Below are 25,854 nucleotides of genomic sequence, written 5' to 3' on the forward strand. Positions count from 1 at the left end.
TCTAAGCAATAATTAGGCTTGCGCCCCGGCCCGTCCAGAAGCGGCGGGGCCGATGGAAATCATTTTAGCCATAAGGGGAGCTACTCGGGGGACGACCATGATGCGAACCTCCCTGTACCCGGTCCACGCCGCCCTGGGCGCGCGCATGGTCGATTTTGCCGGGTGGGAGATGCCGGTCCAGTACACCACCGTGCTGGACGAGCACCGCGCGGTCCGGGAGCGGGCGGGCCTGTTCGACGTCTCCCACATGGGCGACATCGTCGTCCGGGGGGAGGGGGCCGAAGGCTCTTTGCGCCGGCTGCTCACTAATGACCTCGAGGGGTTGCCGGTGGGAAAGGGGATCTACTCGCACATTCTCGACGATCAGGGGAGGATCATGGACGACGTCATAGTATTCCACTTGTCCCCGGGCACCTACCTCATGGTGCCCAATGCCTCCCGCGCCGACGAGGTCTTCGAGTGGACCGCCGTCCACATGGAGGGAGGGGAGGTCATCAACGTGTCCGACCGCCTGAGCTGCCTGGCCCTGCAGGGGCCGAGGTCCCGGGACATCCTGCAGCGCCTGGCGGCCTTCGACCTCAAGGGGCTGAAGCGCTTCCACGGCGAGTTCGCGGACCTGAGGGTCCGGAGCGCCGAGGGGGCACGGTTCCTGCCCGGCCTGCTGGACCTCCCCGCGCCGGCCCAGGGAACGGTGCAGTGCTACGTCACCCGCACCGGCTACACCGGGGAGGACGGCTTCGAGATCCTCGTGGATAACGGGGCCGCCGCGGCGGTATGGAGCGCCCTGATGGGCGCCGGTAGGGATGCCGGCCTCCAGCCGGCCGGCCTGGGGGCCCGGGACGTGCTCCGCCTGGAGATGGGGTACCTGCTCTCCGGCACCGACTTCGACGGGGCCCAGACCTCCCTGGAGACGGGCCCGGACTGGGTGGTCAAGTGGGACCATCAGTTCATCGGAAGAGGCGCGCTGCTGAAACAGAGGGAGGAGGGGGCGCCCCGCAAGCTGGTGGGCATCGAGCTGCAAGGGAGGGGGATCCCCCGGCACGGCTATCCCGTCGTTGCCGAGGGGAGGGAGGTGGGCGCGGTCACCTCGGGAACGCTGTCCCCCGCCCTCAGCAGGGGCATCGCCCTGGCCTACGTCGACCCGGGGCACGCCAGGACAGGGCAGGCGCTGGAAGTGAGGATAAGGGACGCCCATGTCCCCGCCGCGGTGGTGAAGGTACCGTTCCTGGTGAAGGGAGGGCAGCATGCGAAGTAACGTGGTCCCCACGCTCCAGGAGCTGATCTCCTTTGAGAGCGACCTGCACTCCGACATGGGGCCGGTGCTCGGGTACGTGAGCGGCAGGCTGAAGGACGCGGGCATGAGGGTGCGCAGGGTAGGGAAGGAGGACTTCCCGGTCATCATCGCCACCTACGGCCGCGGCGGCATGCTCTTCTCCGGTCACCTGGACACCGTGCCCGTAGGCACCGGGTGGAGCAGGGAGCAGGGCGAGATCGACGGCCCCCGCCTGTACGGGCGGGGCTCCACCGACATGAAGGGCTTCGGCGCCGCGGTCATCGAGGCGGCCGAGGACCTGGTGAAGGAGAAGGTGCCCTTCTCGGTATGCTTCACCACCGACGAGGAGGAGCAGATGGAGGGAGTGGATGCGGCGGTCCAGGAAAGCGTGGTCAAGAATGCCAAGGGCGTGCTGGTGGGCGAGCCCACCGGCCTCGCCCCCGCGTACCGGGAGAAGGGCTTGTTCCGCTTCCGGCTCACCACCAAGGGCAGGGCCGCCCACGCCTCCCAGCCGTGGCTGGGAGATGACGCCGTGCTCAAGATGCACTACCTGATCGACCGGCTGCTGGACCTGGCGGAGATATCCACGCAGAAGAGCACCGGCATGACCCTGTGCGTCACCACCATTCAGGGGGGAGACAAGAACAACGTGGTGGCGGACCACTGCACCGCCGAGGTGGACATGCGGTTCCCCCTGCCGCAGACCAGCCTGGACGTCCAGGACATCGTGGTGAACCGCCTGCGGGGCGAGGCGTTCCAGATGCAGGTGGAGTACACCATCGAGGCGTTCGAGTCGGACCCCCGCTCGGAGATCGGCGCCGAGCTGGCGAGGTTCCTGGGGACCGAGCCCACCGTGGTGCCGTACGCCACCGAGGCGCCCAAGTTCGCGGCCGTCAATCCCAACGTGTTCATCTGCGGCCCCGGCGACCCCAAGCTGGCGCACACCATCGACGAGCACGTGCTGATCCGCGAGCTGGAGGAGGCGTACGACATGATCACGCACATCGCCCGCTACGTTCAGGGGTAGACCCGGGATACCGTGCGGGGGAACGGGACCGCGTCCCGAATGTGCTCGAGCCCGCACACGAACTTCACCACCCTCTCCACCCCCAGCCCGAAGCCGGAGTGGGGGACCGAACCATATCGCCGGAGGTCCAGGTACCATTCGTACGGTCCCATGGCGATGCCCTGCGCCTGCATCCGGGACACCAGCTTCCGCAGGTCCGTCTCCCTTTCGGAACCGCCTATGATCTCCCCGAAGCCGCCAGGGGCCAGCAGGTCGGCGCACGCGTACGTCCTGGGGTCCTCGGGGTCCTCCTTCATGTAGAAGGCCTTGCACTCCCGAGGATAGTTGGTCACGAACAGCGGGACCGTCTCTTCCGCCGTGAGCGCCCTCTCCTCCGGCGCGCCGAGGTCGCAGCCCCAGGACATCTCGTGGCCCTGCGTTCTGAACCTGTCCACCGCCTGGGAGTAGGTCATCCGCTTGAACGGCGGGCGGATGTCCCTCAGCGGTTCGATGTCCTTGCGCAGGAGCAGCAGCTCCTCCTTCCTCTCGGAGAGGACGTTCTGCACCATCGCCGTGACCAGCTGTTCCTGGACCTCCATGTTCTTCCGGTTGTCCGCCCAGGCCGCCTCCGCCTCCAGGTGCCAGTATTCGGTGAGGTGCCGGGGCGTTCGTGACTTCTCCGCCCGGAACGACGGGGTGACGGAGTACACCCGGCCGAGGGAGAAGATCAGCGCCTCCAGGTACATCTGGGCGCTCTGGCTGAGGTACGCGTCCCGGTCGAAGTACTTCAGCTTGAACAGGGTGGTCCCGCCCTCGCACGCGTTCGTCGTCAGTATCGGCGGCGTCACCTCGGTGAAGCCGCTCTCCTCCAGCCATTCCCTGGCCCCCCGCAGCGCCGCGGCCTTGACCTTCATCACCGCGTTCTGCTCCCTGGAGCGTATCCACAGGTGCCGGTGGTCCAGCAGCAATTCCTCGCTCTGGTGCTCCGTTATGGGGAAGGTCTGCGCCGGCCCCACCACCCGGAACGAGGCGGCGCGCAGCTCCTTGCCCCCGGGGGCGCGCTTGTCCTCGTGCATGGCGCCTCTGACCTCCACGGACGACTCGATGCTGGCTGAACGGGCGGCCTCGAACTCGGCGTCGGGCAGGCCGCCCTTCTTCACGGTCACCTGGACTATTCCGGAGCCGTCGCGCAGCACCGCGAACACGATGGCCCCGCTGGAACGGGCCCGGTATATCCACCCCCGGACCGCGACCTCCTGTCCCGAGGGGGCGTCCAGGACCTGCTTGGCGGAGGAGAAGGTCATGCACCGAGCAAGTGCGCGCAAGCATATTGTTTCTTTGCCGGCGTGACCGCGCGGGGGAAAGAGAGTTATGGTCGGTCCGGCGTTCCAGGACCGTGAACATCAGGCCGGCGGGCATCAAGGACCTGGACCGCGTGTCGTACATCGAATCGTCCTGCTTCGAGGCAGAGCGCTATCCCCGGGAGATGCTGGAAGAGATCCTGGCCCGGGAAGGCTTCCTCACCTTCATCGCCGAGGAGGGAGAGGTGCTGGGAGCGGTCACCGTCCACTACGCCGGGGAGGAGGCCCAGCTTGTATCCCTGGCGGTGCTGCCGGGGTTCCGGAACAGGGGCGTAGCCTCGGCCCTGCTCCGAACGGCCGAGGATGCCGCCCGGGACCTCGGGGCGAGGGAGATGGTCCTGCAGGTCAGGACGCTCAACGTCCCGGCGATGAACTTGTACCTGCATCGCGGCTACGTCCTGGCAGGGATCATCAGGAACTACTATGGGTACCGGAAGGACGCGTTCTTCATGCGCCGGGCGCTTTGAATTTCGCATTTTCAAGGCCTGAAAAATGACCGTGCCCTCTACAGCCAGTACATCTAAAGGAAAACCAATATATAGAGAAGGTGGTATTCGCCGTCCTGTCATCTCTCGCGGAGGTTGGCTCGAGGCGAAGGAAGATGGAAGAGACCCTATGCAACGTTGAATTCATCAAGGACAACAACGACTACATAGCCAGGGTGCAGAGCGAGATAGGCGGTCTTCGCGAATACCGGAGCGCCTCCCTCGAGGAAGTGCTCGAGCAGGTCATTATCGACCTCCAAGAGGAGTTCGAGACCGCAGGCTGAACCATTCTCTGGAAGCTGGCCGCGTTTGCGCTAGCCTCATAGGCCACATCTTCCCAATAATCTAGAGGCGCGAGGTCTTACCATGACGAACCACGAGAAGTCCGATTATGACAAGGTCATGTCCTCCTACTTCGGGGACGAGCAGGTCACTGCTATGATCAGCCTGAAGGTGGAGACCAAGGAGGCGGACGTCATCGCCGAGGCCATAGCCGAGAACGACGCCGTGGACTACGTCTACCTGGTAACGGGGGACACCGACATAGTCGCCATGGCGAAGTTCCAGACCTATGGGCAGCTCAAGAGGTTCCTGATGGAGACCGTGACCAGCATACCCGGGATCAAGGAGACCAAGACCTCCATGGTGGTCACCACGTTCAAGGAGGGCGGCGAGCTCAAATACGAGAAGGGCGAACCTCTCGACCACGTGGGCGCTGAGAAGTGACCCAAACCTTTCCCGCAAGGGGGGTACATTCAATGGTAGACAACACCAAACTCAAGCAGGTAATAGACGTATTAGACCAATTGGCGGAGGACACCTCGGTGCCCAGGAACATCAGGCGCGGAGCCACCGACGCTAAGGACCGCCTGCTGCAGCCCAACGAGGCCATGGACGTTAAGGCGGCCAGCGCGATATTCATACTTGACGAGCTGGCTAACGACCCCAACATCCCGCTGCACGGCAGGACCCTTATCTGGAACATCATCAGCCAGCTAGAGACGGTGAAGTGAGCCTTCGCCTGCAAACTTTTAAAACATAATCAGCAATCAAGTGGGAGCACAAGCGGGCGTAGTCTAGCGGTTAGGACTTAAGCTTCCCAAGCTTGAAGCCCGGGTTCGAATCCCGGCGCCCGCACCTCTTCCGATCTTTTCTCCTGTCACTGCACACTATCATAGCGATCGCCGTCCCGGCGAAAGTGATGAGTACGCGCCGCTCCGATGTGGTCCCGAGGAGAACGTGAGCGCATGAATCACACCATAGTGCATTTCGACATCCCCGCCAACGATGTGGAGAAGGTCAGGAAGTTCTACGCCGGCGTGTTCGGCTGGAAGACCGTGGACATCCCCCAGATGAACTACATAATGTTCCAGACCGTGCCCACCGACGAGAAGGGCATGATCCTGGAGCCCGGCCTCAACGGGGGGCTGTACAAGAAGGATTCCGAGAACCAGAAGCCGGTCAACTATATCCAGGTCGAGTCGGTCGACGAGTACGTCAACAAGGCCGTGAAGGCCGGCGGCAGGGTGGTGCAGCCGAAGGAGCACATCCCCGCGGTGGGGGACGTCGCAATCATCGCCGACCCCGAGGGGAACGCGGTGGGCCTGATACGGCCGGACGAAATGTGAGCCGGGCAAACGGCCTCCGATCAGACCGCGTTGCCAGGTTCTTGCTAAAAAAAAGTATGGAAAGTATACAAGAGTAGGGACTTTTCATATATACATGCGAAAGGAAACTGCCAGCACACCGATCGTGGCGCAAGCTGGATAAGTGACGGCCGCGTTCACCGTTAGATATGCTGGAGATCGACGGCTCGTACGGCGAGGGAGGGGGGCAGATCCTCCGCAGCGCGGTGGCGCTGTCCGCGCTGACGGGCCAGGAGCTGAGGATATCCAATATAAGGGCCAAGCGCGACAGGCCGGGCCTGGCGGCGCAGCATCTTGCCGCGGTGCGCGGTGTCGCTTCTCTTTGCGACGCCGAGCTCTCCCGCGCCGAGGTCGGTTCTACAGAGATCACGTTCAGCCCCGGAAAGGTGAAAGGGGGCGAGCACCGCATCGACGTCGGCACGGCCGGCAGCGTGACATTAGTGCTGCAGGCCTGCCTGCTGGCCTCCGTGAACGCGGAGAAGGCCACCGAGCTCGAGGTGATCGGCGGCACCAATGTGAGGATGTCCCCGCCGGCGGACTATTACTCCAATGTACTGCTGCCGCTGCTGTCCAGGATGGGGATGGACATCAAGCTCGAGATCGTGCAGAGAGGATTCTACCCCCGCGGCGGGGGCAGGGTGAGAGCGGCGATGGCGCCGTCGGCGCCGGGGCCGCTGGTCCTGGAGGAGCGCGGCGATCTCGTGGAGATGGGCGGGACCAGCTTCACCCAGGACCTCCCCGACCATGTGGCGGAACGGATGTCCCACGCCGTCCGCAAGAGGCTCCTGGGAGAAGAGCTGAGGATCCGCACCGAGCGCGCCTCCGGCGCCTCTCCCGGCGCCGGGATCGCGCTGTACGCAAAGTTCCGGAACACCGTGCTGGGCGCTGATGCCCTGGGGGAGAGGGGCGTGCCGTCGGAGAAGGTGGGAGAGAGCGCGGCCCGGCGCCTCTGGGAGGAGCTGGACGGCCCCGGCACCCTGGACGTCCACGCCGCCGACCAGCTGGTGGCGTACATGGCCCTGGCCGGCGGCCCCTCCTCGTTCGTGGTCCGCGAGGTCACCGAGCACCTGCGCACCCAGATGTGGTTGGTGCAGCAGTTCCTGGATGTAAAGTTCGAGGTAAGTAAGGCCGGCCGAGGGCACCGGGTGGAGGTCGTGCCTACCCGTACATCCCCGGGACGGTGACCTTCCTCAGCTCGTCCTGCTTCCCGGCCTTGTCGTACATCTCCTTGAGGCCCTTCTCGATCAGCTCGGCCTCCTGCAGCAGGGGCTTGATGTCCAGGCTGCCGTCCAAAATGAGCTTGTTGATCGCGGCGGTGACCGCCGCGGCGGCCCGGGCGTCAGGGAAGTCCGGACTGGCCTCCGAAAGCAAGGTGATGACGTCGAAGTGGCGGTTGACCCCTTCGTTGAGCAGTATCCCCGACAGGCCGACGATGACGCCGCCCTCGAAGATGGCGATGTCGTTCTTCTTCAGCATCTCCCGCGCTTCAGGGGTCGACGCCACCCCCAGCACGCTGTTGGACGCCGCCTCCTTCTCTTCCTCCCTTTCCTCCGGCTCGGCCTCCGGGACATCCGGAGAAGGCCCGGCCTGCTTGGTGCCGATGCCCTCGGGAGATATGAGCAGGCGACAGCGGTGGTCCTCCACCCAGTTCATTACGGTGACGCCCAGCTCCTTGAGTATGTGCGGAGGGGGCTGGAACTCCGACACGAACACCACCATCCTGTCCCCTTCCTGATTGACCTCCCCGGCGTGGATGCGGACGGGGCTGCTGGGGATGCCGTTCTTGATCATGGACACGGTGGGGAAGTGCACGGAGTCCACCACCGCGATCTGCCGGAGGTTCAGCGCGGTGACGAGGTAATTGGCGACGATGGAGCCGACCAGGCCGATAGAGGGAAAGCCGTCGATGACGTACGCGCCCCGCAAGTTCATCTCCTCGATCTCCACGACCCTGATGCTGTTCATCGACGTTCCATTCCCATCCGTGACTATTAGAACGTTTCCGGTAGCAAATATTATGCATGGTGCCAGAGATGTTGGGGCATGCGGCCGCATGTCACCGTGAACTGCGCCATGACCGCGGACGGGAAGATCGCTTCGAAGGCGAGGAAGCAGCTCCGCATCTCCTCCCCCGAGGACCTCGAGAGGGTCAAGGCCATGAGGGCGTCCTCCGACGCCATCCTGGTCGGCGTCGGCACTGTCCTGGCGGACGATCCGCACCTCACAGTGAAGGGGCTGCCCCCGGAGAAGAACCCCCTGAGGGTGGTCCTGGACTCGAACGGGCGCACACCGCAGGGCGCGAGGGTGCTGGATGCCAGGGCGAGGACGGTCATCGCCACCTCTGAGGAGTGCCCCGCGACGTGGCCGGGGGCCGAGGTGATCAGGGTCGGCAAGGGGAAAGTGGACCTCGCGGCCCTGCTGGACCGCCTCTACGCCATGGGCGTCCGCACCCTGATGGTGGAGGGGGGAGGGGAGACCATCTTCTCCTTCTTCGAGCGGGGCCTGGTGGACCGCTACAGCGTGTTCGTCGGCCCGCTGGTGGTGGGCGGACGGGGCTCCCCCACCCCCGCGGACGGGGAGGGGTTCGCCGAGGACCGCATCAGGCGGCTCCGCCTGGTGGACCACGCCGTTCTGGGCGGGGGGGTCCTGCTGACCTACGAGGTCATCGATGGCTGAGCGCCCCCGCTTCCTGGCGGACGAGATGCTCGGCTCGCTGGCGCGGTGGCTGCGCATCATGGGCTATGACACCGGGTACGCCAAGGGCCGCGACGATACCGCAATACTGAGGGAGGCGAGGGCGGAGCGTCGGGTGCTATTGACCAGGGACCGCCAGCTGGCCGAGAGGGCCGGGGACGGCGGCCTGCTGATCGAGAGCGACGAGCTGGAGGAGCAGCTGGCCCAGGTGACCGGACGCTACGGGCTGAAGTTCGACGAGCCCATGACCAGGTGCGCGCTGTGCAACGGCGAGCTTGTTCTTGTCCCGCGATCGGAGGTCGCGGGTAAGGTCCCGCCCCGGGTGCTGGAGGCTAACGAGGAGTTCTTGGTGTGCCGGAGCTGCGGCCAGGTGTACTGGAAAGGGAGCCACTGGGACCGCATCGTGAAGCAGCTGGACCGAGCGCTCAGAGGCGGCAGCGGTCCTCGGTGACGATCTCGCCGGTGCCGGCGTTGATGATCATGATGCCGTGGGCCCCCTCCACGCACCAGATCGGTATGTAGTAGGTGCCGCGGTCCTCCAGCGCGATCTCCTTCTCCCGCGGCGACACCGTGGTCCTCTCGGTTATGGTGATGCTTTCGTCCTCGTGCACGCGCTCCCTCTGGAACGAGTGCACCCGGACCAGCTCCTTCTTGGCCAGGTCCTCGGCCTCCTGTGCCAGAATGGACGGCTCCAGCCTCCTGTGGACGTCCTCCAGCGCGTACACCACGTCGGTCCGCTCGTTCCACTTCTCCACCCTCCCGGTGAGGCCGTTCACCGAGAGCGTGCCCCTCTCCACGCTCACCTTCCTTCCTCCTGAGTACAGGGGGCAGACGTAGGAGTACACGAAGTGCGGGACCAGCTCCAGGCGGTAGTTGAATGCCTCCACCGCCCGCTCGGAGATCTCCCTGACGTCCTCCACCCCGAGCACCGGGCGAACGATGCGCTCGCCCACCGCGGCCTCGCCGACGCTGTCGAGCGCCTCCGGCGACGCCATCCGGGGGAAGTCGTCGGCCACCAGCTCGTCCACCATGCCGTGGTCCTTGTCCCCTACCACCTTCTCGATCCTGGTCCTCCCGATCTCATGCTCCAGCACCTCGCGGTCCCACACCACCACGGAGCGGTCCATGGCCTCGAGCATAGAGGACGGGACCGGCTCCAGCACGGCGAGCACCCTCTTCCCGGGATGGTCCCGGTACCTGGTCATGAAATCCTCGACCGCTTCATCGTCCAGGGATTCCAGCACGCAGAACACCACCTCGCTGTTCCCCTTGCTGGCGTGAAGGTAGCCGTCTTTCTCTGACACCCTGAAATCTCTTGATTGAAGTATCTCGCAGACCACTGTGGACAAGGAGGACAAAGCGAACCCATGGCCTCATCAGGATTGGGTGATAAAAATATTTGGAGATGGGGATTGAAGGAGCACTTGCTCATCCCCAGGCATATCGGACCACGCGCCCCAGTTATGTAGTACCGATCATGAAGCCCTGTCGAGGCTTCGGCTCGGGTTCGAATCCCGACCAGCCACGCCACTTAGCTATTCTTACCGCATCGGCGTGAGCGCTGGGCTCTGCTGTACAGCACTACATCCCCTGTCGGGATATCGATCGCTTTCCAGCCAGGCATCTCATGGAAAAGGCTAATTGACATAGCCGCCGTTAACGGTGGAGGAAGTGAGCGGCATGACAGCGGGGTGTACCGTATGCGCGCCTTGACCGGGGCGGGACTGGCCATGATAGCCCTGGGCGTCGCGGCCATAGTGGTCGGGGTCATCCAGGGAGAAGTGAGCTTCGCCCTGCTGGTCATAATTCCGGTGATCTACGGCTCCGGCCTGTGGGCGCTGGCGGGCGGCGTCCTGATCTTCCTCGGCTTCGCCGTCACGTTCTTCTCCATGATGGGGACCCCGGTGTGGCGGCACTACGGGGATGACTTCTCCAGGGAGAGCTACCCGGGGCAGGACGACTATTCGAGGTACCCGGGCGAGCCGTGGCAGCGGACCGGGACCGAGGGCACCGGGGATCAGCGCAGGAAGAGCGAGTTCGGCGGAGTGATCTTTCTCGGCCCCATACCCATACTGTTCGGTTCGGGAAGATCGCTCAGGGGCTCCAAGCTCCTGACGGCGATGATGATCATCTCCGCCATCCTGGCGGTCCTGTTCATCCTCGGTCTTCTTTTGCGATGAGGCGGGCGGCGTCCTCCAGTGAGGTCTTGTCCTTGCGGGCCCGCTCCCTGATCTCGCTCATGATGCCAACATACCGGTCGAAGTCCAGGCCCCGGCGCCTCAGTATGCGGCCGAGCGCCTTCTCGAACGGCTCCTTGCGGAGCTGGGCGTCGAGGGCCTCGACCACCGCCGCGCGCTCTTCCGGGCTCAGTGGCGCCACTCTTCGACCACCTTGAGGAAGTTGCGGAAGATGTCGTAGCCGTGCTCGGTGTTCTCCACCTCAGGGTGGAACTGCACGCCATAGAGAGGACGGTCTGCCTTTCTCACCGCTTCCACCGGGCAGTTCTCCGAGTGCGCCAGGACCTTGAAGCCCTCCGGGACCGCGGTGACCTCGTCGTTGTGGCTCTCCCACACCACGAACTCTTTCGGAAGCCCCCTGAAGAGGTCGTCCTCGTCGTCCACCACCAGGGTGGCCTTGCCGAACTCGGGCCTCTGGGCCGGGGTGATGGCGCCGCCGAAGTGGGCGCACATGAACTGGAACCCCGCACAGATGCCGAGTATGGGGAACTCGGCCTTGTCCAGGTAAGTGCCGTTCTCTCCCATCCTCGACCCCTCCACGGCCACGTGGGGGGATCCGCCTGACAGGACTAGCGCGTCCACTTCCAGCGTCTCCAGGGGGGTGGTGTTCGGTATGATCTTGGTCTCCACGTCCAAATACTTCAGGACCCTCCACTCGCGGTGGGTCCATTGGCCCCCGTTGTCCACCACGTAGACGCGCATGAGCGGAACAAGCGATTTGCTTTATAAAAAGCATCGTCGGAAAACCCACCTTTTCAATCGTGGATTGCACGTGATCAACAAATTAGACCAGCAGAACAGTAGTGCACTGGACACGCGGGACCCTCGGATGCCTCGAAAGAGGAAAGGCACTCTCTGATAGCAAGACGGCTGAAGTTCCGAAGCGGCTCCCGTAACAACGCTTACAGGGGCATGATGCCAGCGACGGCATTCGGGAAATGCATTGGAATGCTCCCTGCGAGCAGGCCGCCTAACGGCATCGCACGGTGCCCATTGCCCGTTGCGGGCGGGAGCCGGCCGTCCGGGGGGGCGGTGAGGCCGAGCTCAACTGCAAGCTCACGGATTCATACGTGAGCGGCTGACTTAAAATGTCAGGGAGAGGTACTGGCGTGCCGCGACGTAGCAAAAAATGTAAGGTTTATATTTCGCTCCGGCGTGCCCTATGTCATGAAGGCCGTCCTGTTCGACCTCGGGCACACGCTCATCGATTACTACTGCGACTGGAAGGGTCCGGAAGCAAGAGGGGTCGGCAAGATGTACGAGCTGGTGAGCAAGAGCTCGCCCGGCGAGGTGGACAGGCGGGAGTTCTCCGCGTACCTCGGCGATCTGCTGGTGGAGACCAGGGAACGGAAGCTGAAGGAAATGGTGGAGGTCCCGTTGGTCGACGTCCTGGGGCGATGCCTGGAGCGCTACGACGTCCTGGACGAGGACAACCTGCAGGAGGGCCTGGAGATATTCTACGGGGTGCTGCTGGAGGACCGCAAGCTCGTCCCCGGGGCCGAGGAGATGCTCTCCCGGGTGAAGGAGAAGGGTCTGAAGATCGGCCTCATCTCCGACGTGGCGTGGGGCCTGCCGTCGGAGTTCCCCCTGCGGGACATCGAGCACTACGGCCTCACGGACTTCTTCGATGACATGGTCTTCTCCACCGATGTCGGCCTGAGGAAGCCGCATCCCAAGATATTCAAGATCGCCCTGTCCAACCTCAGCGTGGCCGCGGCCGACTCCATGTACGTCGGCAATTCCCTGAAGCAGGACATCAAGGGAGCGAAAGGCGTGGGCATGAAGGCGGTGCTGAAGAGATCGCAGTTCTGCCCCTACGAGGAAGGGGTCATGCCGGACCACACCGTTTCGGAGCTGCAAGAAGTGGACGCGATCCTCGACGCCAAGTGAGCGCTTAGAGCCCTGCCCACCATCCCAGGGAGGCGAGCGCGGCGTACAGCAGCGTTCCTATGCTGGTGAGCTTGAGCGAGCGCACCAGGTCCTTGGGAGAGCGGGGCCGGAAGGCCGCGCGGACCGCCAGTGCGGCCAGGGGCAGGGAGGCGAGGGCCAGCAAGCTCCCTAGCTCCATGTACGCCATTGGGATCAGCAGGAAGTATGGGATGAGGACGAAGAGCAGGTACACCGCGCGGGCCCGGGGGGCCCCGAGGCGCACCGCCAATGTCCTTTTGCCGGAAGCTTGGTCCGAGGCGATGTCCCTGATGTTGTTGATCATCAGGACGCCGCAGGCGTAGGACCCCGAGGCCACCGCGGCCCCGGCCGACAGCAAGGTGATGGCCCCCAGCTGCACGTAGGTGGTGCCGAGGGTGGCCACCAGCCCGAAGAAGAGGAATACCGAGGCCTCGCCCAGGCCCGCGTAGCCGTAGGGGCACTTGCCCCCGGTGTAGAACCACGCCGCCGCGATGGCCGCCGCCCCGACCGCCAGCAGCCACCAGGTCCCGCTGATGGCGACCAGAGCAAAGCCCGAGACCGCGGCCAGAGCGAAGAAGCCCATGGCGACCTTCAGCACCGTGCCCGGACGCGCCAGCCCGCCTCCGGTGAGCCGGGCCGGGCCCACCCGGTGGCGGTCGGTGCCCCGTATGCCGTCGGAGTAGTCGTTGGCGAAGTTGACGCCTATCTGGATGGAGAGGGCTAGCAGGAGGGCGAGAATGGCGAGAAGCATGTCGGCCCCATTCGCGGCGGCGGCCGCGCCGGCGCCGAGCAGCACCGAAGCGATGCCTAGGGGCAGGGTGCGAAGGCGGGCGCCCTCGATCCAGTCGTGGACGGTGGCCCTGCGCGTTGCGGAGGGAGCTGCTCCCTCCGCCCCCTGAGCGGCACGCTCCTCGCCTCGGCCCTGTGATGCGGTCATGTTCGCGCCGGCATCCCGCTCCCCGCGCTTACTCCCACTCCACCGTTGCCGGCGGCTTGTTGGTGATGTCGTAGACCACCCGGTTCACGTCCCTCTTCATCTCGTTGGTGACGCGAACGGATATCTTCTCCAGCACGTCGTGGGGTATCTTGGAGTAGGCGGCGCTCATGCCGTCGATGGACTGCACCGCCCGGACGGCGATGGTCTTCCCGTAAGCGCGGTTGTCGCCCTGCACGCCCACCGATTGGCAGGGGAGAAGGACGGCGAAGTACTGCCACGGCAGCTCCATGCGCCCGGCCGCGGCGGCCTTCTCGATCTCCTCCTCCACTATGGCGCAGGCCTCGCGCACGATCTCCACCGACGCGGGGGTCGCCTCCCCGATGACGCGAATGGCCAGCGCGGGACCGGGGAAGGGCTGCCTCTCCGCGACCTTGACGTCAAGGTACCTCGCCACCGCCCTGACCTCGTCCTTGTAGAGGTCACGCAGCGGCTCGACGAGCTTGAGGTTCATGTCCTTGGGCAACCCGCCGACATTGTGGTGGCTCTTGATGGTGTCCCTGACCCCGTCCCCGCTCTCGATCCAGTCGGGGGCGATGGTCCCCTGCACCAGGTACTCGGCGTGGTACTCTTTGGCGGCCCTCTCGAAGACCCGTATGAAGCGCTCGCCGATGATCTTGCGCTTCATCTCCGGCTCGGAGACGCCCTTCATGGCGGCGAAGAACTCGTCGGTGGCGTCGATCAGCCGGAAGTTCACGCCGAGCTCGGTGAGCATCTTTCCGACCGCCTCATCCTCGCCCTTCCTCATGAAGCCGTTATTGACGTACACCACCAGCAGGCGGTCCCCGATGGCCTTCGAGACGATGACGGCGGCGACGGTGCTGTCCACCCCGCCGGAGCAGGCGATGACCGCTTTCCCTTTGATCCCGGCCCTGAGCTCCTCGATCTTCTCCTCCACGAACTTCTCAGGCCTGAACATCCTTGGCCACCTCCTCGGAGTCCCTGAGCACCGCGTCGGCCATGGCCTGGCGGTGCTTCAGCAGCTTCCCCGATACGGCGCTGTCGTGGAGGGCGATGATCTGCGCCGCCAGCAGCGCGGCGTTGTCCCCGCGGTCCAGCCCCACCGCCGCCACGGGGATGCCGCCGGGCATCTGCACGACGGAGAGGACCGCGTCCAAATTCACCTTTCCGCTGACGGGAACGCCGATGACCGGCCGGACGGTGGCGGCGGCCACCGCTCCGGGCAATGCCGCGGACAGGCCGGCGATGGCGATGAACACTTCGGCGTCGCTTCCGGCAACTAGCTCCTTGACCCGGTCGGGGGTGCGGTGGGCGGAGGCGACCACGGTGCCGGAGCTGATGCCCAGCTCCTTCAGCACGCCGACGGCCTTCTTGGCCACCGGCGCGTCGCTCTTGCTGCCCAGGATGATAAGGACTTGGGGCATGATGGCAAGCAAAACATGACAAGCTAAAAAAGGTTTGGATAGGAAAGGGTTTGCCGGTCGGTCCCGCTTCAGGACTTCATGATGGCCAGCAGGAAGGCGCCGATGGCAATGAGGGCGCCGATGAGCGCGGCCAGGATGTACACGAAAGCGGTCCAGATGGTATCAAGGATCCCGACTGTGAACAGGCCAGGGTCGGCGTAGCTGAAGGCGACCCAAAGGATTCCGACCAACAGGCCCACTACCAGGAGCACCACTCCAATGGTCCTGCTCTTCCCGCTGCCGAAGTAGGCAGTGAAGATGCCGGCCAGCACGAGGAATAGGCCTAGTGTCATCAGAAGTACCGTCAGAAATTCTATTGCTTCCATTTTTTTCACCTGTTTTTTGATCCCTAGAACTTGATGCCCGTGAGGGTCTTGGTGTCTATCACGCCGGGTATCGACCTCATCTTGTCCACGACCACCTGTCCCAGGAGGTTAAAGTCCTCAGCTTCGATCTTGGCTATTAGATCATATTCGCCGAAGAGAGGATGGAGTTCTACGACCTCCTTTACCTTCAGGAGCTCATTGTAGACCTCGTGCTCCTTGGCCGGTGCCGTGCTTATCAGGACGAACCCCACCGCCAAACTCTCACCTTTTGCCCCCCATTAGATTATGTATACTCTTAAATGTTTCGACCTTGGAAATATCCCTGGCCTGGCCGACGTGGGCGCGCCGGGTCACCTCTCCAGCGCCGCTAGGACGCTCTCCGCCCTCCTCTCCACCATCTCCCAGGTGGGTATGTTGGTCTGCGGGCCCTTCGATTCTAGGACGAACGAGGCGGCGGCGTTGCCGTACGCCAGCGACTCGACCGCATCGTGCCCGTAGTACTGCCCGGCGTAGAACCCCGCCCGGAAGGCGTCCCCCGCCCCGGTGGGGTCCACTATCTTCTCCGGCTTGGCCGGGGGAGCGCGCCTCGACCCCTTGCCGGTGCACAGCAGGGACCCTTCCCCGCCCCGGGTGTTGATGAGCGCATCGACGTAGGAGAGAAGGTCCTCCGGCCGCGACGCGCCCATGTACTCGAGCGCGGCCCTGAGCTCGTTCTTGTTGCAGAAGAACGTGTCGGCGAGCGGCAGCGCCTCGCGGAAGGTGGCCCGATCCCATATGCGGTAGATCTCCTGGGCCGGGTCGAAGGAGATTCTCTTGCCCAGCGCCTTGAGCTCGCGCATCAGGGGGATGTAGTATTCCGGCCGCCCGGTGGAGATGTGCACGCGCTTCGCTTTCTTGGCCCCTTCCATGCTCCGCTCGAACTTGCCCATATCCCGCATCGGACCTTGATATACGTACGCTATCTGGTCCTGGTCCTTGTTGGTCACAATGAGCACGGTGGAGGTCTCGTACCCCTCCACCGCCACCACCTCGCTCAGGTCGACCCCTTTCGAGACCAGGAACTCCCGGAAGTCCTGGGGGAAGTCCGGGCCGACGAAGGAGCACAGCGCCGTGGGCACGCCCAGCGAGGCGGCCACGGCCGCGATGTTCGCCCCCGTGCCTCCGTAGTAGCGGTGCTTCTCCAGCAGATCGACCGACGTGTTGGGATCAGGGAACTTGTCCAAGGTCAATATCTGGTCCAGGCACACGTGCCCGTATACGCACAGGAACGGGTTCATGTGCCTTCCTGCCACCCTTCGAGGTACTTCCTCTGCTCGCCGGTAAGGGAGTCTATCTTCACGCCCATGACCTTCAGCTTGGTGCGCGCCACCTCCTGGTCCAGCTCCTCGGGCACGTTGTACACCTGCGGCTTCAGTTGGGAGTGGTTCTTGGCGAGGTGCTCCAGGGCGAGCGCCTGAATGGAGAAGCTCATGTCCATGATCTCCACCGGATGCCCTTGGCCCGCCGCCAGGTTCATCAGGCGGCCCTCGGCGATCAGGTAGGCCTTCCTGCCGTCGGCGAAGGTGTACTGGTCCACCGCCTCGCGAACGCGCTGGGGCCTCCCGGCCATCTTCTCCAGCGCGGGCTTGGCGACCTCGTTGTCGAAGTGCCCGGAGTTGCCCATGACCGCGCCGTCCTTGAGCACCTTGAGGTGCTCCTCCCTCACGATGTCCTTGTTGCCGGTAGCGGTGATGATGATGTCGGCGACCTTGGCCGCGTCGAGCATGGGCATGACCTCGAACCCGTCCATCTTGGCCTCGATCGCTCTGACCGGGTCGACCTCGGTGACGATGACGTTGGCGCCGAAGCCCTTGGCCCGCATGGCGATGCCGCGCCCGCACCAGCCGTAGCCTGCCACCACGAACCTCTTCCCCGCGATCAGCAGGTTGGTCGCGTTCATGAAGCCGTCGAAGGTCGACTGCCCCGTCCCGTAGCGGTTGTCGAACATGAACTTCATGTGGGCGTCGTTGACGCTGATGACCGGGAACTCCAGCTTGCCTTCCCTGGCCATGGAGCGCAGGCGGACCACCCCGGTGGTCGTTTCCTCGTTCCCTCCCTTCACGTTCTTCAGCAGGTCCCTCCGCGTGGTGTGCAGGATGGTGATGAGGTCCGCGCCGTCATCGATCACGAAGTCCGGGCGCATGTCCAGGACCGAGTTGAGGTTGGCGTAGTACTCCTCGTTGTTCTCGCCCTTCTTGGCGAAGACCTCCAGGCCGTAATGCTCCCGGAGCGCCAGCGATACCGAGTCGTCGGTGGACAGGGGGTTGCAGCTGGCCAGGCGGACCTTCGCTCCCGCCTCCGCCAGCGTGAGGGCGAGGATGCCGGTCTTGGCCTCCACGTGCAGCGCCATTCCCACCTTCAGGCCTTCCAGGGTGCGCTCCTTGACCAGCCGCTCGCGGATGTCCTTGAGGACACCCATATGGTCCCGCGCCCACTCCAGCCTCCTGACTCCTTTCTCTAATAGTTCGTCCACCAACGGAACACCTTCTCAGGGATTGAATAAAGCTGTCCTTATGTTTTTCCCATGCCTTGGAGCACCGAGCGCATGGTCTCCCTGGCCTCGCGGAGGGTGTGCTGGTTGTCGTAGCTCTCGATGACACGCCTTCGTTCCTCGGGGGCGTCCTTCAGCTCGCGCACGAACCTCTCGATGTTGGGCACGGCCCTGGTGAGCTCGTCCACCGCGGTGACGTTCGATACGACGGAGGTGCGCGAGAGAGGGTTGAGGTCGATGGCGAGGACAATCTTTCCGGCCTTCACCAGCGCGCCGGCGCGGTCCCCGTCCTCCAGGGGGATGAGCACCACGTCGGCGGAGGCGATGCCTTCGGCAGCGCAGAGGGCCCGGTCGGAGGCTATGCCTTCCAGCACCGATTCCTGCTGGCGTCCCAGGATGTCCTTCCCTCCGACGCTCTCCAGGAAGCTGACCACCTTCTCCACCCGCTCGGGGGTGCGGTGGAACAGGTTCACCTCGACCTTGGCGGGGACCGCTCTTGCTAATGACAGCAGGCCCTCGGCGCACAGCCCGGCGGCGTTGCCGTTGACGGTGATCACCGGCCTCTTCGCTTCCAGAAGGTAGGCGGCGGCGGCCCTCTCGGCCTCCAGTGCGCTGGGCGATGTTCGCTCGCCCAGGAGGTAGTCGAACGCCTCGCCCCGGCCGTGGGCGATGAGGCCGGTAGGAGCGACCACGCCCTCCCTGACCAGCTCGGACATCCTTTCCCGGACCACCAGGGAGCGGTAGCGGGGATGGTCCTCGGATACTTTCATGGCGCGGCCATGGGGCAGGGCATTGAAATTTGTTGCCCTCGCCGCGCGGCGGGCATCGGGATGTGTGTGCCGTGCCATCCCCCGGCACGCTGGCCTTTATATAGCAGGGGTCAGTTATTTACATATCGCTCTTCTTGCGAGGTCCAAAAGCAGACAGCACAAAACTAAAAAGCCTATCGTAACATTCTTATAGTATATTTCCTTTCTACTTGAACATACCGGTCAGTGTTACTGGAGATATGATGAAGCTTTTAGGGATCATACAAGAAGTAGGTTTTGACGGAAAGCTCATCGTCAGGGGAACGTTCGCTCCCGGATTCCGGGAAAGGGTAGTAGACAATCGGAGCAAGCCTCTGGGCTATGTTAGGAGGGTCTTCGGCCCGGTGGAGTCGCCCTATGTCATAGTAGAGCCGACCGGCAACAGTAGCCTGCTCGCAGCAGTGGGGAGGCAGGTCTACATAGAGGAGGTCACGCACCATGCCAAAGGTAAGAGAAGGGACCGAAGAGATTGAGAAGTGCCCTGAATGCGGGGGCAAGCACCTGGTGAGGGACTACGAGCGCGGCGAGCTGATCTGCGAGGATTGCGGACTGGTGCTCGACGACCAGTTCATCGACCAGGGACCCGAGTGGAGGGCGTTCGACGTAGAGCAGGGCGAGAAGAGGGCCAGGACCGGGGCCCCCATGACCTATACCATTCACGACAAGGGACTTTCCACCGAGATCTCTTGGAAGAACAAGGACAGCTACGGGAAGAGCATCCCCACCAGGAACCGCGCCCAGCTGTACCGCTTGAGGAAGTGGCAGCGGAGGATCAGGGTATCCAACGCCACCGAGAGGAACCTGGCGTTCGCGCTGAGCGAGCTGGACAGGATGGCATCGGCGATGGGGCTGCCCAGGAACGTGAGGGAGACCGCCGCCATGATATACAGGAAGGCGGTCAACAAGAACCTCATTCGCGGCCGGAGCATCGAGGGAGTGGTGGCCGCATCGCTGTACGCGGCGTGCCGCCAGTGCAACGTGCCCAGGACCCTGGACGAGGTCGCCAACTCTTCGCGTGTCGGCAGGAAGGAGATCGGGCGTACCTACCGGTTCATGACCCGCGAGCTGAAGCTGAAGCTGATGCCCACCCGGCCCCAGGACTACGTGCAGAGGTTCTGCTCCGAGCTTAAGCTGAGCGGGGAGGTGCAGTCCAAGGCCGCGGAGATCCTGAAGGACGCCGCCAAGAAGGAGCTGACCTCCGGGCGCGGCCCGACGGGAGTTGCGGCGGCGGCCATCTACATCGCTTCCATCCTGTGCAACGAGCGCAGGACCCAGAGGGAGGTGGCGGACATCGCCGGCGTCACTGAGGTCACCATCAGGAACCGCTACAAGGAGCTCACCGAGAAGCTGGGGATCGAGATCCAGCTCTGAGCCTGCGGTCCCAAACCACTTTCTTTTCTACTTTTCTGCTGCGATGGTTTCGGACATTCCGTCTACCCCGTGCTCCAGACGCTCACCATCTCCGGGCTGGGTTCCTCCAATGTTCGATAAAAGGTGCTGGGCGACGATATTTATCTGGCATAATACCCTGACCCTCAAAGAGGCCCATGACCTGCTTGAATACGGCACGGTGCCGAGATCGAAGCCGCTCCGAGAGATCAATGAGGTCCAGAACTTCAAGAACGTCATTCAGTACCATAACAAGTACAAGGGCAAGGTCACCCTGGACTTCATCAGGACCCTTCATTCGCTTATCATGAACAACATCGATGCCGAGTCCGCCGGCACGTTCCGCCGCATCGACGATATCGGCATAGCGGGATGCGACCTCAGGCTGGCCCCCTCTGAGCTTATCACGGAGGAGCTGCAGGCTGCGATAAATGAATACTATGACCAGCTGGAATCTGGGGTCCACCCTTTCGAAGCAGCCGTATTGTTCCACTACAAGTTCGAGATCGCCCACCCCTTCACGGACGGGAACGGCAGGGTGAGAAGGGAGGTCTTCAACTATCTGCTGATGCGCGAGAAGTTCCCCCGCCTTCTTTTCCTGGGAAAGGACCGGGAAGAATACCTGACCGCACTGAAGGGCGGCAACATTGACGATTATGCGGACATGGTCTCCACCTTCTGTGACCCTATCATGGGCCAGAGGATGCAGATACTGATCGATAACCTGCAGAAGGTCGCCGTTCCGATGGAGACGACCAGGCGGGCGAAGGGCGGACAGATGCTAATAGAGGATTTCCTGCAGATCATCTGAACCGACGCGGTCCCTCGACAGCGTAAGGCGACATCACGGCCTCACGCGCGAGAGCCGCATGTACTCGGTGCCGTCGTCCTTGACCCTGGCGAACAGGATCTCCTTCTTGACCCCGTGGGCCAGGCGGACCGCCCGGGACATCTCCGGCCAGGTGGTCTCGTAGTCGGCGGGTACGGCGTGGACGAGCCAGCTGGCATGGGCCTTGTCCGGGTCGTTGTCGTACACCCGGAAGTGGGAGCCGTACTTGAAGCCGGTCTTGACGACCAGGCCGCGGGAGCGGAGATCGTTGTACGCCTTCAGCCGGAGGTCGAAGTCGGGCTGGAACTTCACCGCCCGCTTCTTGAACCTCTCCGCATTGATGCGGCGGCCGGAGCCGATGGTGACGACGTCGATCCGCCCTATGTCCATGAGATGGGCCGCCTCTATGAGCGAGAGCTGCATCACCCTGCCGATCTTCTTCCCGTAGAAGCCGCTGTTGTGAAGCCTGTCGGCCCCCTGCTCGTCGAACACCAGGACCCGGTCCTCCAGCAGGGAGGCCTTCACCGCCCCCCCGTTCCATGGCAGCTCGGGAGCGCCCTTGGGCAGGCTCCGCTCCGGCCGGTAGTAGGTGATGTCGCCCTCCTCGTCGACGACGGCCACCAGCAGCTCCTTCCTGGTCCGGTCCGAACGATCCAGCTCCTCCATGAACGGGGCGATGCTGAACGTCGACCTCTCAGTGATGGCGCTGACCCAGCTCTTGGTCTGCGCGCTTGCCGGCGTCCCTCCGCGGGGGAACACCCTGAAATCGAACTCCTCTCCCCCGTCCTTCACCACGAAGCCCCTCTGGCGGAGGTCGCGGTACACCGTGTACCTGATCTCGAAATCCCGGCGAACGGACGAGGCGGTGCTTATCAGCCGCTCCAGGCCGAGGACCTCGCCGCCCTCCACCACTTCCAGCCGGGAGGCCTCCACCAGGTACACGGCCTCCAGGAGGTCCAGCTCAAGGGCCCCTCCGGAGCGGGGATAGCCGTAGCAGCCCTTGTTGTAGATCTGGCTGGCCTCGGTTTGGTCCCTGACCATGACGCTGTCCTCGACCAGTTCTCCGGGCATACCCGGTGCAACAACCCCCTGGGCTATTTAGCTTTTTCATGGAACGGCCCCTGTTCGCCCCGGCTCGTTCGCGGACGGCAATGTTTATATGCCGGGGCGCCCTAATAGCATGTTGTCAACTTAAGGTTAATAAGTACGTGGTCCACATGGTAGAACTCGACGAGCTCCTTTCCGTTATCGAGAACCCCGCCCGAAGGCAGATCCTGGAGACCCTGACGCGGGAACCGCACTATCCCCTGCAGCTGTCCAAGGAGCTGGGCATGAGCCAGCAAGCGGTCATGAAGCACCTCAAGGTCCTGGAGAAGTACGGGCTGGTGGAGAGCTTCGAGGAGGAGAGCGATCTGGGGGGACCCATGCGCAAGAAGTACTACCCCACCGTCAACTTCACCATCGTGGTGGACGTGGGGCCGAACCTCTTCAACGCCGAGCTGGTGAAGAGGGAGATGCCGGGGTTCGAGGAGGCTGGCGGCGAGGGGGCGGAGACCAAGGACCTCAGGGTCAAGGAGCTCAGGCAGAGGATGGCCGATATCGACGGCAAGCTGGAGGAGCTGCACCGGCAGAGGGAGGACCTCATCGAGGAGAAGGAGAGGATACTGGACGAGGTCACCAGGCTGACCTCCGGAATGAATGACTACCAGGTCCGCAAGGTCATGTACCAGTTCATCAGCCGCCCCGACCTGGGCCCCCAGGACATCGCCAAGATGCTCGCCATCAGGGACGAGGTGGTGCTGCGCTATCTAAATGACTGGCTGAAGAGCTGAACAGAGCCTGGTCGTTCCGTTCCGCACATCATATTTAGCAAGCATTATATAGAAGGGCAAGCTATAGCGGTAAGAGAGTTTACAACTATCGGTTGTATACTCATTGAACGGAGAAATCATGAACCCGGACATACCTGAGAAGGAGCGTAGCCCTACGCCCAAGAGGCGCTGGAAGCCGCTCGGAGAGTCAGAGAAGAGGAGTATGCCTGGACCGTCCCAGGGGCATTTCGATGTGCCCTCGGGGCCGGGACTGGAGCCGTCGAACGCGTGGGACGGGCTTATATAAGCCCTTCACTCGTAATACGAACTGGAGCGTGAAGCAGTTGGACTCATCGGAAAAGGTATTGAAGGTCGCCGAGGCAAAGTCCAAGGACGTGGAGCGGGGCATCGCCAGAGTGGACCCCGCCGTCATGGAGGTCCTGGGCATCACCGCCGGGGACGTCATTCAGATCGAGGGCAAGAAGCGGACGGTGGCCATAGTATGGCCGGGGTATCCCGAGGACGCCAATAGAGGCGTGATCCGCATCGACGGGACCATCCGCAGGAACGCCCAGACCAGCATCGACGAGAAGGTCGCTATCCGCAAGATCGCGGTCAAGGAGGCCAGGAAGATCTCCTTCGCTCCCACCGAGACGCTGCGCATCATGGGCGGGGAGGAATACCTCAGCCAGATACTGGAAGGGAGGGCCATCACCCGCGGCGACGTCATCCAGATCAACGTTATGGGGCGCAAGATAGACCTGGTGGTGGTCTCGTACACCCCCACCTCCGACGCGGTCCTGGTCCACCGCACCACCGAGGTCAAGATCAGCGAGAAGCCGGTCAAGGAAGCGGCAAGCAACATCCCGAAGGTAACGTACGAGGACATCGGCGGCCTGGAGGACGAGGTCAAGAAGGTGCGCGAGATGATCGAGCTGCCGCTCCGCCACCCCGAACTGTTCGAGAGGCTGGGGGTGGAGGCGCCGAAAGGCGTGCTGCTGCACGGCCCTCCCGGAACCGGGAAGACGCTGCTGGCCAAGGCCGTCGCCGGCGAGACCAATGCCAACTTCGTGACCATCGGAGGACCGGAGATCATGTCCAAGTTCTACGGTGAGAGCGAAGAGAGGCTGAGGGAGATATTCAAGCAGGCCCAGGAGAACGCTCCCAGCATCATCTTCATCGACGAGATCGACTCCATCGCGCCCAAGAGGGAGGAAGTGACCGGGGAAACGGAGCGCCGCGTGGTAGCGCAACTGCTGTCCCTGATGGACGGCCTGGAGTCCCGCGGGAAAGTGGTGGTCATAGGCGCGACCAACAGGCCGAACGCGCTGGACCCCGCCATACGCCGTCCCGGCCGGTTCGACCGGGAGATCGAGATCAACCCGCCCAACCGCTCGGGCCGCCTGCACATCCTGCAGATCCACACCCGCGGCATGCCGCTGGAGAAGGACGTGGACCTGGAGAAGCTGTCCGACCTGACCCACGGGTACGTGGGAGCGGACCTCTCCGCGCTCACCAAGGAGGCGGCCATGCACTCGCTGCGCCGCATCCTCCCGGAGCTGGACCTGGACATGGAGTCCATCCCCATGGACGTGCTGAGCAAGATCACCGTCACCAGGGACGACTTCTTCGCCGCGCTGAGGGACATGCAGCCCTCCAGCCTGAGGGAGGTGTTCGTCGAAACGCCCAACGTCCACTGGGAGGAGATCGGCGGGCTGAGCGATGCCAAGCGGGAGCTCCAGGAGGCCGTGGAATGGCCCCTGAAGTACGGCCAGGTGTTCAGCTACATGAACGCGGTGCCGCCCAAGGGGGTGCTGCTGTACGGTCCCCCGGGCACGGGAAAGACCCTGCTCGCCAAGGCCGTGGCCACCGAGTCGCAGGCCAACTTCATCAACGTCAAGGGACCGGAGTTCCTGAGCAAGTGGGTCGGCGAGTCGGAGAAGGCCGTCCGCGAGACCTTCAGGAAAGCGAGGCAGGCCGCTCCGTGCATCATCTTCATGGACGAGATCGACTCGATAGCGCCGACCAGGGGAGGCGAGTCCGACAGCCACGTGACCGAGAGGGTCATATCTCAGATGCTCACCGAGATCGATGGGCTGCAGAGCCTGTACAACGTGGTGGTGATAGCCGCGACCAACCGGCCGGACATGCTGGACCCCGCCCTGCTGAGGCCGGGACGCTTCGACCGCCTGGTCAAGATAGCCTCCCCAGACCTGGAGGCGAGGAAGCAGATCCTCAAGATCCACACCGCCAAGAAGCCCCTGGCCGACGACGTGGACATCGATGAACTGGCCAGGAAGACCGATGGCTACACCGGCGCGGACCTCGCGGCGGTCGCCAACGAGGCGGTCATGCTGGCCATCAGGGCCCTGGTGTCCAAGAAGAAGGACCTGAGCCAGGAAGAGCTGAAGAAGCAGAAGATCGGCATGAGCTCCTTCACCCGGGCGCTGGAGAAGGTAAAGCCGGTCACGAGGACCGACCTGGGCCAGTACCCCAAGGTCGCGAACGACTACATATACGTGAGGTGAACAGACAATGGCAGAAGGCAACAGAAGGAGGCGCAGGACCTCCTGGGATGACCTGTTCGGCAGCTTCGACGAGGAGTTCGAGGACATGCGCAGGCGCATGGACGAGCTGCTCGAGCAGTACACCAGCGGGAAGCTGGACCCCGGAATGGGGCAGCCGATGATCTATGGCTTCTCCATGCGCATGGGTCCCGACGGAAAGCCCCGCATCCAGGAGTTCGGGAACGCCGCCCCCGAGACCATGGAGGAGGGCAGCATAAGGGAGCCCCTCACCGACATAATCGAGGAGAAAGGGCAGATCCGCGTCATCGTGGAGCTTCCCGGGGTCGAGCACCAGGATATCCAGCTCAACGCCGAGGACGGCATGCTGGACATCGAGGTGAACAGGGAGGACCGCAAGTTCTCCAAGAAGGTCGACCTCCCCGCCGCGGTGGACCCCGATTCCGCCAAGGCGTCGTACAAGAACGGCGTTCTCGAGGTCACGCTCAAGAAGGTCGCTCCCAAGAAGCGCGGGAAGCCGGTGGCCATCGAGCCGCAATGAGGTCCCAAACCTTTTACATCCACTCCCTTTTTTACGGCCGGGATCTCTCGGCCATTTAGTTTTCTC

General features: G+C 63.6%; 32 protein-coding genes and 1 tRNA gene. 19 read left to right on the forward strand and 14 right to left on the reverse strand.

Translation table 11 applies throughout. The features are described 5' to 3' along the window. Positions 1 to 97: 97 nt before the first annotated feature. Both gcvT and WYS_RS11550 read left to right on the forward strand, forming a co-directional pair. Entirely contained in the window at positions 98 to 1,255 is a 1,158-nt protein-coding gene (gene gcvT / locus WYS_RS11545) for a glycine cleavage system aminomethyltransferase GcvT (RefSeq protein WP_019178332.1), read from the forward strand. Further along, positions 1,245 to 2,300, forward strand: coding sequence for a M20 family metallopeptidase (locus tag WYS_RS11550; protein WP_081579972.1), 1,056 nt, complete (start codon positions 1,245 to 1,247; stop codon positions 2,298 to 2,300). The genes gcvT and WYS_RS11550 overlap by 11 nt, the downstream gene beginning before the upstream one ends. Here the strand turns inward: WYS_RS11550 and asnS are convergent. After that, entirely contained in the window at positions 2,291 to 3,583 is a 1,293-nt protein-coding gene (gene asnS / locus WYS_RS11555) for an asparagine--tRNA ligase (protein WP_019178334.1), read from the reverse strand. The genes WYS_RS11550 and asnS overlap by 10 nt on opposite strands. 92 nt (positions 3,584 to 3,675) lie before the next feature. Between asnS and WYS_RS11560 the strand changes: the two genes are divergently transcribed. The 7 genes from WYS_RS11560 to rtcA all read left to right on the forward strand — a co-directional run bounded on the left by WYS_RS11560 (position 3,676) and on the right by rtcA (position 6,955). Continuing rightward, entirely contained in the window at positions 3,676 to 4,107 is a 432-nt protein-coding gene (locus WYS_RS11560) for a GNAT family N-acetyltransferase (RefSeq protein WP_019178335.1), read from the forward strand. A gap of 134 nt (positions 4,108 to 4,241) precedes the next feature. Beyond that, complete coding sequence (locus WYS_RS16340; protein ID WP_187120175.1) at positions 4,242 to 4,409, forward strand: hypothetical protein; 168 nt, start codon at positions 4,242 to 4,244, stop codon at positions 4,407 to 4,409. 82 nt (positions 4,410 to 4,491) lie between these two features. Next, positions 4,492 to 4,851 carry an Lrp/AsnC family transcriptional regulator gene (locus WYS_RS15255; RefSeq protein ID WP_019178337.1) on the forward strand — a complete coding sequence of 120 codons (360 nt, stop codon included), beginning with the start codon at positions 4,492 to 4,494 and terminating at the stop codon, positions 4,849 to 4,851. A 32-nt stretch (positions 4,852 to 4,883) separates the two neighbouring features. After that, positions 4,884 to 5,138, forward strand: coding sequence for a UPF0147 family protein (locus WYS_RS11575; protein WP_026069065.1), 255 nt, complete (start codon positions 4,884 to 4,886; stop codon positions 5,136 to 5,138). A 52-nt stretch (positions 5,139 to 5,190) separates the two neighbouring features. Further along, positions 5,191 to 5,262, forward strand: a tRNA-Gly gene (locus WYS_RS11580). A gap of 110 nt (positions 5,263 to 5,372) precedes the next feature. Then, positions 5,373 to 5,753, forward strand: a complete 381-nt coding sequence (locus WYS_RS11585) for a VOC family protein (protein WP_019178339.1) — start codon at positions 5,373 to 5,375, stop codon at positions 5,751 to 5,753. A gap of 167 nt (positions 5,754 to 5,920) precedes the next feature. Next, on the forward strand, positions 5,921 to 6,955 hold the full coding sequence (gene rtcA / locus WYS_RS11590; protein ID WP_019178340.1) for an RNA 3'-terminal phosphate cyclase: 1,035 nt from the start codon (positions 5,921 to 5,923) through the stop codon (positions 6,953 to 6,955). Here the strand turns inward: rtcA and WYS_RS11595 are convergent. Beyond that, positions 6,930 to 7,736, reverse strand: a complete 807-nt coding sequence (locus tag WYS_RS11595) for a proteasome assembly chaperone family protein (protein WP_019178341.1) — start codon at positions 7,734 to 7,736, stop codon at positions 6,930 to 6,932. The genes rtcA and WYS_RS11595 overlap by 26 nt on opposite strands. A 78-nt stretch (positions 7,737 to 7,814) precedes the next feature. Here WYS_RS11595 and WYS_RS11600 point away from each other — a divergent pair, with 78 nt between their 5' ends. Both WYS_RS11600 and WYS_RS11605 read left to right on the forward strand, forming a co-directional pair. Further along, positions 7,815 to 8,447, forward strand: coding sequence for a 2,5-diamino-6-(ribosylamino)-4(3H)-pyrimidinone 5'-phosphate reductase (locus WYS_RS11600; protein WP_019178342.1), 633 nt, complete (start codon positions 7,815 to 7,817; stop codon positions 8,445 to 8,447). Next, the gene (locus WYS_RS11605) at positions 8,440 to 8,916 is read left to right on the forward strand and encodes a Mut7-C RNAse domain-containing protein (RefSeq protein ID WP_019178343.1); all 477 of its coding nucleotides are present in this window, start codon (positions 8,440 to 8,442) and stop codon (positions 8,914 to 8,916) included. Before WYS_RS11600 ends, WYS_RS11605 begins: the two co-directional genes overlap by 8 nt. Here WYS_RS11605 and WYS_RS11610 read toward each other — a convergent pair. After that, complete coding sequence (locus tag WYS_RS11610; RefSeq protein WP_026069066.1) at positions 8,891 to 9,769, reverse strand: hypothetical protein; 879 nt, start codon at positions 9,767 to 9,769, stop codon at positions 8,891 to 8,893. The two genes, WYS_RS11605 and WYS_RS11610, sit on opposite strands and share 26 nt — an antisense overlap. 396 nt (positions 9,770 to 10,165) lie before the next feature. On the opposite strand from WYS_RS11610, the gene WYS_RS15260 reads away from it, so the two are divergent. Beyond that, complete coding sequence (locus WYS_RS15260) at positions 10,166 to 10,645, forward strand: TIGR00304 family membrane protein (protein WP_019178345.1); 480 nt, start codon at positions 10,166 to 10,168, stop codon at positions 10,643 to 10,645. Here the strand turns inward: WYS_RS15260 and WYS_RS11625 are convergent. After that, positions 10,620 to 10,844: a hypothetical protein gene (locus WYS_RS11625; protein WP_019178346.1), complete on the reverse strand. Its 225-nt coding sequence runs from the start codon at positions 10,842 to 10,844 to the stop codon at positions 10,620 to 10,622. The two genes, WYS_RS15260 and WYS_RS11625, sit on opposite strands and share 26 nt — an antisense overlap. Then, positions 10,832 to 11,404: a GMP synthase subunit A gene (locus WYS_RS11630; RefSeq protein WP_019178347.1), complete on the reverse strand. Its 573-nt coding sequence runs from the start codon at positions 11,402 to 11,404 to the stop codon at positions 10,832 to 10,834. Before WYS_RS11630 ends, WYS_RS11625 begins: the two co-directional genes overlap by 13 nt. 465 nt (positions 11,405 to 11,869) lie before the next feature. On the opposite strand from WYS_RS11630, the gene WYS_RS15265 reads away from it, so the two are divergent. Next, complete coding sequence (locus WYS_RS15265) at positions 11,870 to 12,592, forward strand: HAD family hydrolase (protein ID WP_019178348.1); 723 nt, start codon at positions 11,870 to 11,872, stop codon at positions 12,590 to 12,592. A gap of 4 nt (positions 12,593 to 12,596) precedes the next feature. Here the strand turns inward: WYS_RS15265 and WYS_RS11640 are convergent, their stop codons facing one another. From WYS_RS11640 to WYS_RS11675, 8 genes are all read right to left on the reverse strand, one after another. Continuing rightward, on the reverse strand, positions 12,597 to 13,547 hold the full coding sequence (locus tag WYS_RS11640; protein ID WP_019178349.1) for a 1,4-dihydroxy-2-naphthoate polyprenyltransferase: 951 nt from the start codon (positions 13,545 to 13,547) through the stop codon (positions 12,597 to 12,599). A 28-nt stretch (positions 13,548 to 13,575) separates the two neighbouring features. After that, on the reverse strand, positions 13,576 to 14,523 hold the full coding sequence (guaA, locus tag WYS_RS11645; RefSeq protein WP_019178350.1) for a glutamine-hydrolyzing GMP synthase: 948 nt from the start codon (positions 14,521 to 14,523) through the stop codon (positions 13,576 to 13,578). Continuing rightward, positions 14,510 to 14,989 (reverse strand): 5-(carboxyamino)imidazole ribonucleotide mutase, encoded by a 480-nt coding sequence (gene purE, locus WYS_RS11650; protein ID WP_026069067.1) that lies wholly within the window; start codon positions 14,987 to 14,989, stop codon positions 14,510 to 14,512. Before purE ends, guaA begins: the two co-directional genes overlap by 14 nt. A 68-nt stretch (positions 14,990 to 15,057) precedes the next feature. Further along, on the reverse strand, positions 15,058 to 15,321 hold the full coding sequence (locus tag WYS_RS11655; RefSeq protein ID WP_019178352.1) for a hypothetical protein: 264 nt from the start codon (positions 15,319 to 15,321) through the stop codon (positions 15,058 to 15,060). Between the two features lie 56 nt (positions 15,322 to 15,377). Then, positions 15,378 to 15,611, reverse strand: coding sequence for an Lrp/AsnC ligand binding domain-containing protein (locus WYS_RS11660; RefSeq protein ID WP_019178353.1), 234 nt, complete (start codon positions 15,609 to 15,611; stop codon positions 15,378 to 15,380). Positions 15,612 to 15,704: 93 nt separating this feature from the next. Further along, positions 15,705 to 16,631 (reverse strand): carbohydrate kinase family protein, encoded by a 927-nt coding sequence (locus WYS_RS11665; protein ID WP_019178354.1) that lies wholly within the window; start codon positions 16,629 to 16,631, stop codon positions 15,705 to 15,707. Beyond that, a complete protein-coding gene (locus tag WYS_RS11670; RefSeq protein WP_019178355.1) occupies positions 16,628 to 17,869 on the reverse strand; it encodes an adenosylhomocysteinase in 1,242 nt (413 codons plus the stop codon). The genes WYS_RS11665 and WYS_RS11670 overlap by 4 nt, the downstream gene beginning before the upstream one ends. Before the next feature lie 35 nt (positions 17,870 to 17,904). Continuing rightward, on the reverse strand, positions 17,905 to 18,654 hold the full coding sequence (locus tag WYS_RS11675) for a phosphopantothenate/pantothenate synthetase (RefSeq protein ID WP_019178356.1): 750 nt from the start codon (positions 18,652 to 18,654) through the stop codon (positions 17,905 to 17,907). A gap of 209 nt (positions 18,655 to 18,863) precedes the next feature. Between WYS_RS11675 and WYS_RS16145 the strand changes: the two genes are divergently transcribed. The 3 genes from WYS_RS16145 to WYS_RS11690 all read left to right on the forward strand — a co-directional run bounded on the left by WYS_RS16145 (position 18,864) and on the right by WYS_RS11690 (position 20,893). Beyond that, positions 18,864 to 19,166, forward strand: coding sequence for an H/ACA ribonucleoprotein complex subunit GAR1 (locus tag WYS_RS16145; RefSeq protein WP_147654267.1), 303 nt, complete (start codon positions 18,864 to 18,866; stop codon positions 19,164 to 19,166). Beyond that, the gene (locus WYS_RS11685; RefSeq protein WP_026069070.1) at positions 19,132 to 20,064 is read left to right on the forward strand and encodes a transcription initiation factor IIB; all 933 of its coding nucleotides are present in this window, start codon (positions 19,132 to 19,134) and stop codon (positions 20,062 to 20,064) included. Before WYS_RS16145 ends, WYS_RS11685 begins: the two co-directional genes overlap by 35 nt. Before the next feature lie 109 nt (positions 20,065 to 20,173). Then, entirely contained in the window at positions 20,174 to 20,893 is a 720-nt protein-coding gene (locus WYS_RS11690) for a Fic family protein (protein WP_019178359.1), read from the forward strand. 33 nt (positions 20,894 to 20,926) lie between these two features. On the opposite strand, the gene endA is transcribed toward WYS_RS11690, so the two are convergent. Further along, the gene (gene endA / locus WYS_RS11695; protein ID WP_019178360.1) at positions 20,927 to 21,982 is read right to left on the reverse strand and encodes a tRNA-intron lyase; all 1,056 of its coding nucleotides are present in this window, start codon (positions 21,980 to 21,982) and stop codon (positions 20,927 to 20,929) included. A gap of 146 nt (positions 21,983 to 22,128) precedes the next feature. Here endA and WYS_RS11700 point away from each other — a divergent pair, with 146 nt between their 5' ends. From WYS_RS11700 to hsp20, 3 genes are all read left to right on the forward strand, one after another. Beyond that, positions 22,129 to 22,743: an ArsR/SmtB family transcription factor gene (locus WYS_RS11700; protein WP_019178361.1), complete on the forward strand. Its 615-nt coding sequence runs from the start codon at positions 22,129 to 22,131 to the stop codon at positions 22,741 to 22,743. Between the two features lie 314 nt (positions 22,744 to 23,057). After that, positions 23,058 to 25,250 carry a CDC48 family AAA ATPase gene (locus WYS_RS11705; protein WP_019178362.1) on the forward strand — a complete coding sequence of 731 codons (2,193 nt, stop codon included), beginning with the start codon at positions 23,058 to 23,060 and terminating at the stop codon, positions 25,248 to 25,250. A gap of 7 nt (positions 25,251 to 25,257) precedes the next feature. Continuing rightward, positions 25,258 to 25,788 carry an archaeal heat shock protein Hsp20 gene (gene hsp20 / locus WYS_RS11710; RefSeq protein WP_019178363.1) on the forward strand — a complete coding sequence of 177 codons (531 nt, stop codon included), beginning with the start codon at positions 25,258 to 25,260 and terminating at the stop codon, positions 25,786 to 25,788. The last annotated feature ends 66 nt before the right edge of the window (positions 25,789 to 25,854 follow it).

Source organism: Methanomassiliicoccus luminyensis B10, from assembly GCF_000308215.1.
GTDB lineage: Archaea > Thermoplasmatota > Thermoplasmata > Methanomassiliicoccales > Methanomassiliicoccaceae > Methanomassiliicoccus > Methanomassiliicoccus luminyensis.

Coding starts and splice junctions, on each gene's coding strand:
- gcvT (WP_019178332.1), top strand. CDS start 98: ATGATGCGAACCTCCCTGTACCCGGTCCACGCCGCCCTGGGCGCGCGC.
- WYS_RS11550 (WP_081579972.1), top strand. CDS start 1,245: ATGCGAAGTAACGTGGTCCCCACGCTCCAGGAGCTGATCTCCTTTGAG.
- asnS (WP_019178334.1), bottom strand. CDS start 3,583: ATGACCTTCTCCTCCGCCAAGCAGGTCCTGGACGCCCCCTCGGGACAG.
- WYS_RS16340 (WP_187120175.1), top strand. CDS start 4,242: ATGGAAGAGACCCTATGCAACGTTGAATTCATCAAGGACAACAACGAC.
- WYS_RS15255 (WP_019178337.1), top strand. CDS start 4,492: ATGACGAACCACGAGAAGTCCGATTATGACAAGGTCATGTCCTCCTAC.
- WYS_RS11575 (WP_026069065.1), top strand. CDS start 4,884: ATGGTAGACAACACCAAACTCAAGCAGGTAATAGACGTATTAGACCAA.
- WYS_RS11585 (WP_019178339.1), top strand. CDS start 5,373: ATGAATCACACCATAGTGCATTTCGACATCCCCGCCAACGATGTGGAG.
- rtcA (WP_019178340.1), top strand. CDS start 5,921: ATGCTGGAGATCGACGGCTCGTACGGCGAGGGAGGGGGGCAGATCCTC.
- WYS_RS11595 (WP_019178341.1), bottom strand. CDS start 7,736: ATGAACAGCATCAGGGTCGTGGAGATCGAGGAGATGAACTTGCGGGGC.
- WYS_RS11600 (WP_019178342.1), top strand. CDS start 7,815: ATGCGGCCGCATGTCACCGTGAACTGCGCCATGACCGCGGACGGGAAG.
- WYS_RS11605 (WP_019178343.1), top strand. CDS start 8,440: ATGGCTGAGCGCCCCCGCTTCCTGGCGGACGAGATGCTCGGCTCGCTG.
- WYS_RS15260 (WP_019178345.1), top strand. CDS start 10,166: ATGCGCGCCTTGACCGGGGCGGGACTGGCCATGATAGCCCTGGGCGTC.
- WYS_RS11630 (WP_019178347.1), bottom strand. CDS start 11,404: ATGCGCGTCTACGTGGTGGACAACGGGGGCCAATGGACCCACCGCGAG.
- WYS_RS15265 (WP_019178348.1), top strand. CDS start 11,870: ATGAAGGCCGTCCTGTTCGACCTCGGGCACACGCTCATCGATTACTAC.
- WYS_RS11640 (WP_019178349.1), bottom strand. CDS start 13,547: ATGACCGCATCACAGGGCCGAGGCGAGGAGCGTGCCGCTCAGGGGGCG.
- guaA (WP_019178350.1), bottom strand. CDS start 14,523: ATGTTCAGGCCTGAGAAGTTCGTGGAGGAGAAGATCGAGGAGCTCAGG.
- purE (WP_026069067.1), bottom strand. CDS start 14,989: ATGCCCCAAGTCCTTATCATCCTGGGCAGCAAGAGCGACGCGCCGGTG.
- WYS_RS11655 (WP_019178352.1), bottom strand. CDS start 15,321: ATGACACTAGGCCTATTCCTCGTGCTGGCCGGCATCTTCACTGCCTAC.
- WYS_RS11665 (WP_019178354.1), bottom strand. CDS start 16,631: ATGAACCCGTTCCTGTGCGTATACGGGCACGTGTGCCTGGACCAGATA.
- WYS_RS11675 (WP_019178356.1), bottom strand. CDS start 18,654: ATGAAAGTATCCGAGGACCATCCCCGCTACCGCTCCCTGGTGGTCCGG.
- WYS_RS11685 (WP_026069070.1), top strand. CDS start 19,132: ATGCCAAAGGTAAGAGAAGGGACCGAAGAGATTGAGAAGTGCCCTGAA.
- WYS_RS11690 (WP_019178359.1), top strand. CDS start 20,174: ATGTTCGATAAAAGGTGCTGGGCGACGATATTTATCTGGCATAATACC.
- endA (WP_019178360.1), bottom strand. CDS start 21,982: ATGCCCGGAGAACTGGTCGAGGACAGCGTCATGGTCAGGGACCAAACC.
- WYS_RS11700 (WP_019178361.1), top strand. CDS start 22,129: ATGGTAGAACTCGACGAGCTCCTTTCCGTTATCGAGAACCCCGCCCGA.
- hsp20 (WP_019178363.1), top strand. CDS start 25,258: ATGGCAGAAGGCAACAGAAGGAGGCGCAGGACCTCCTGGGATGACCTG.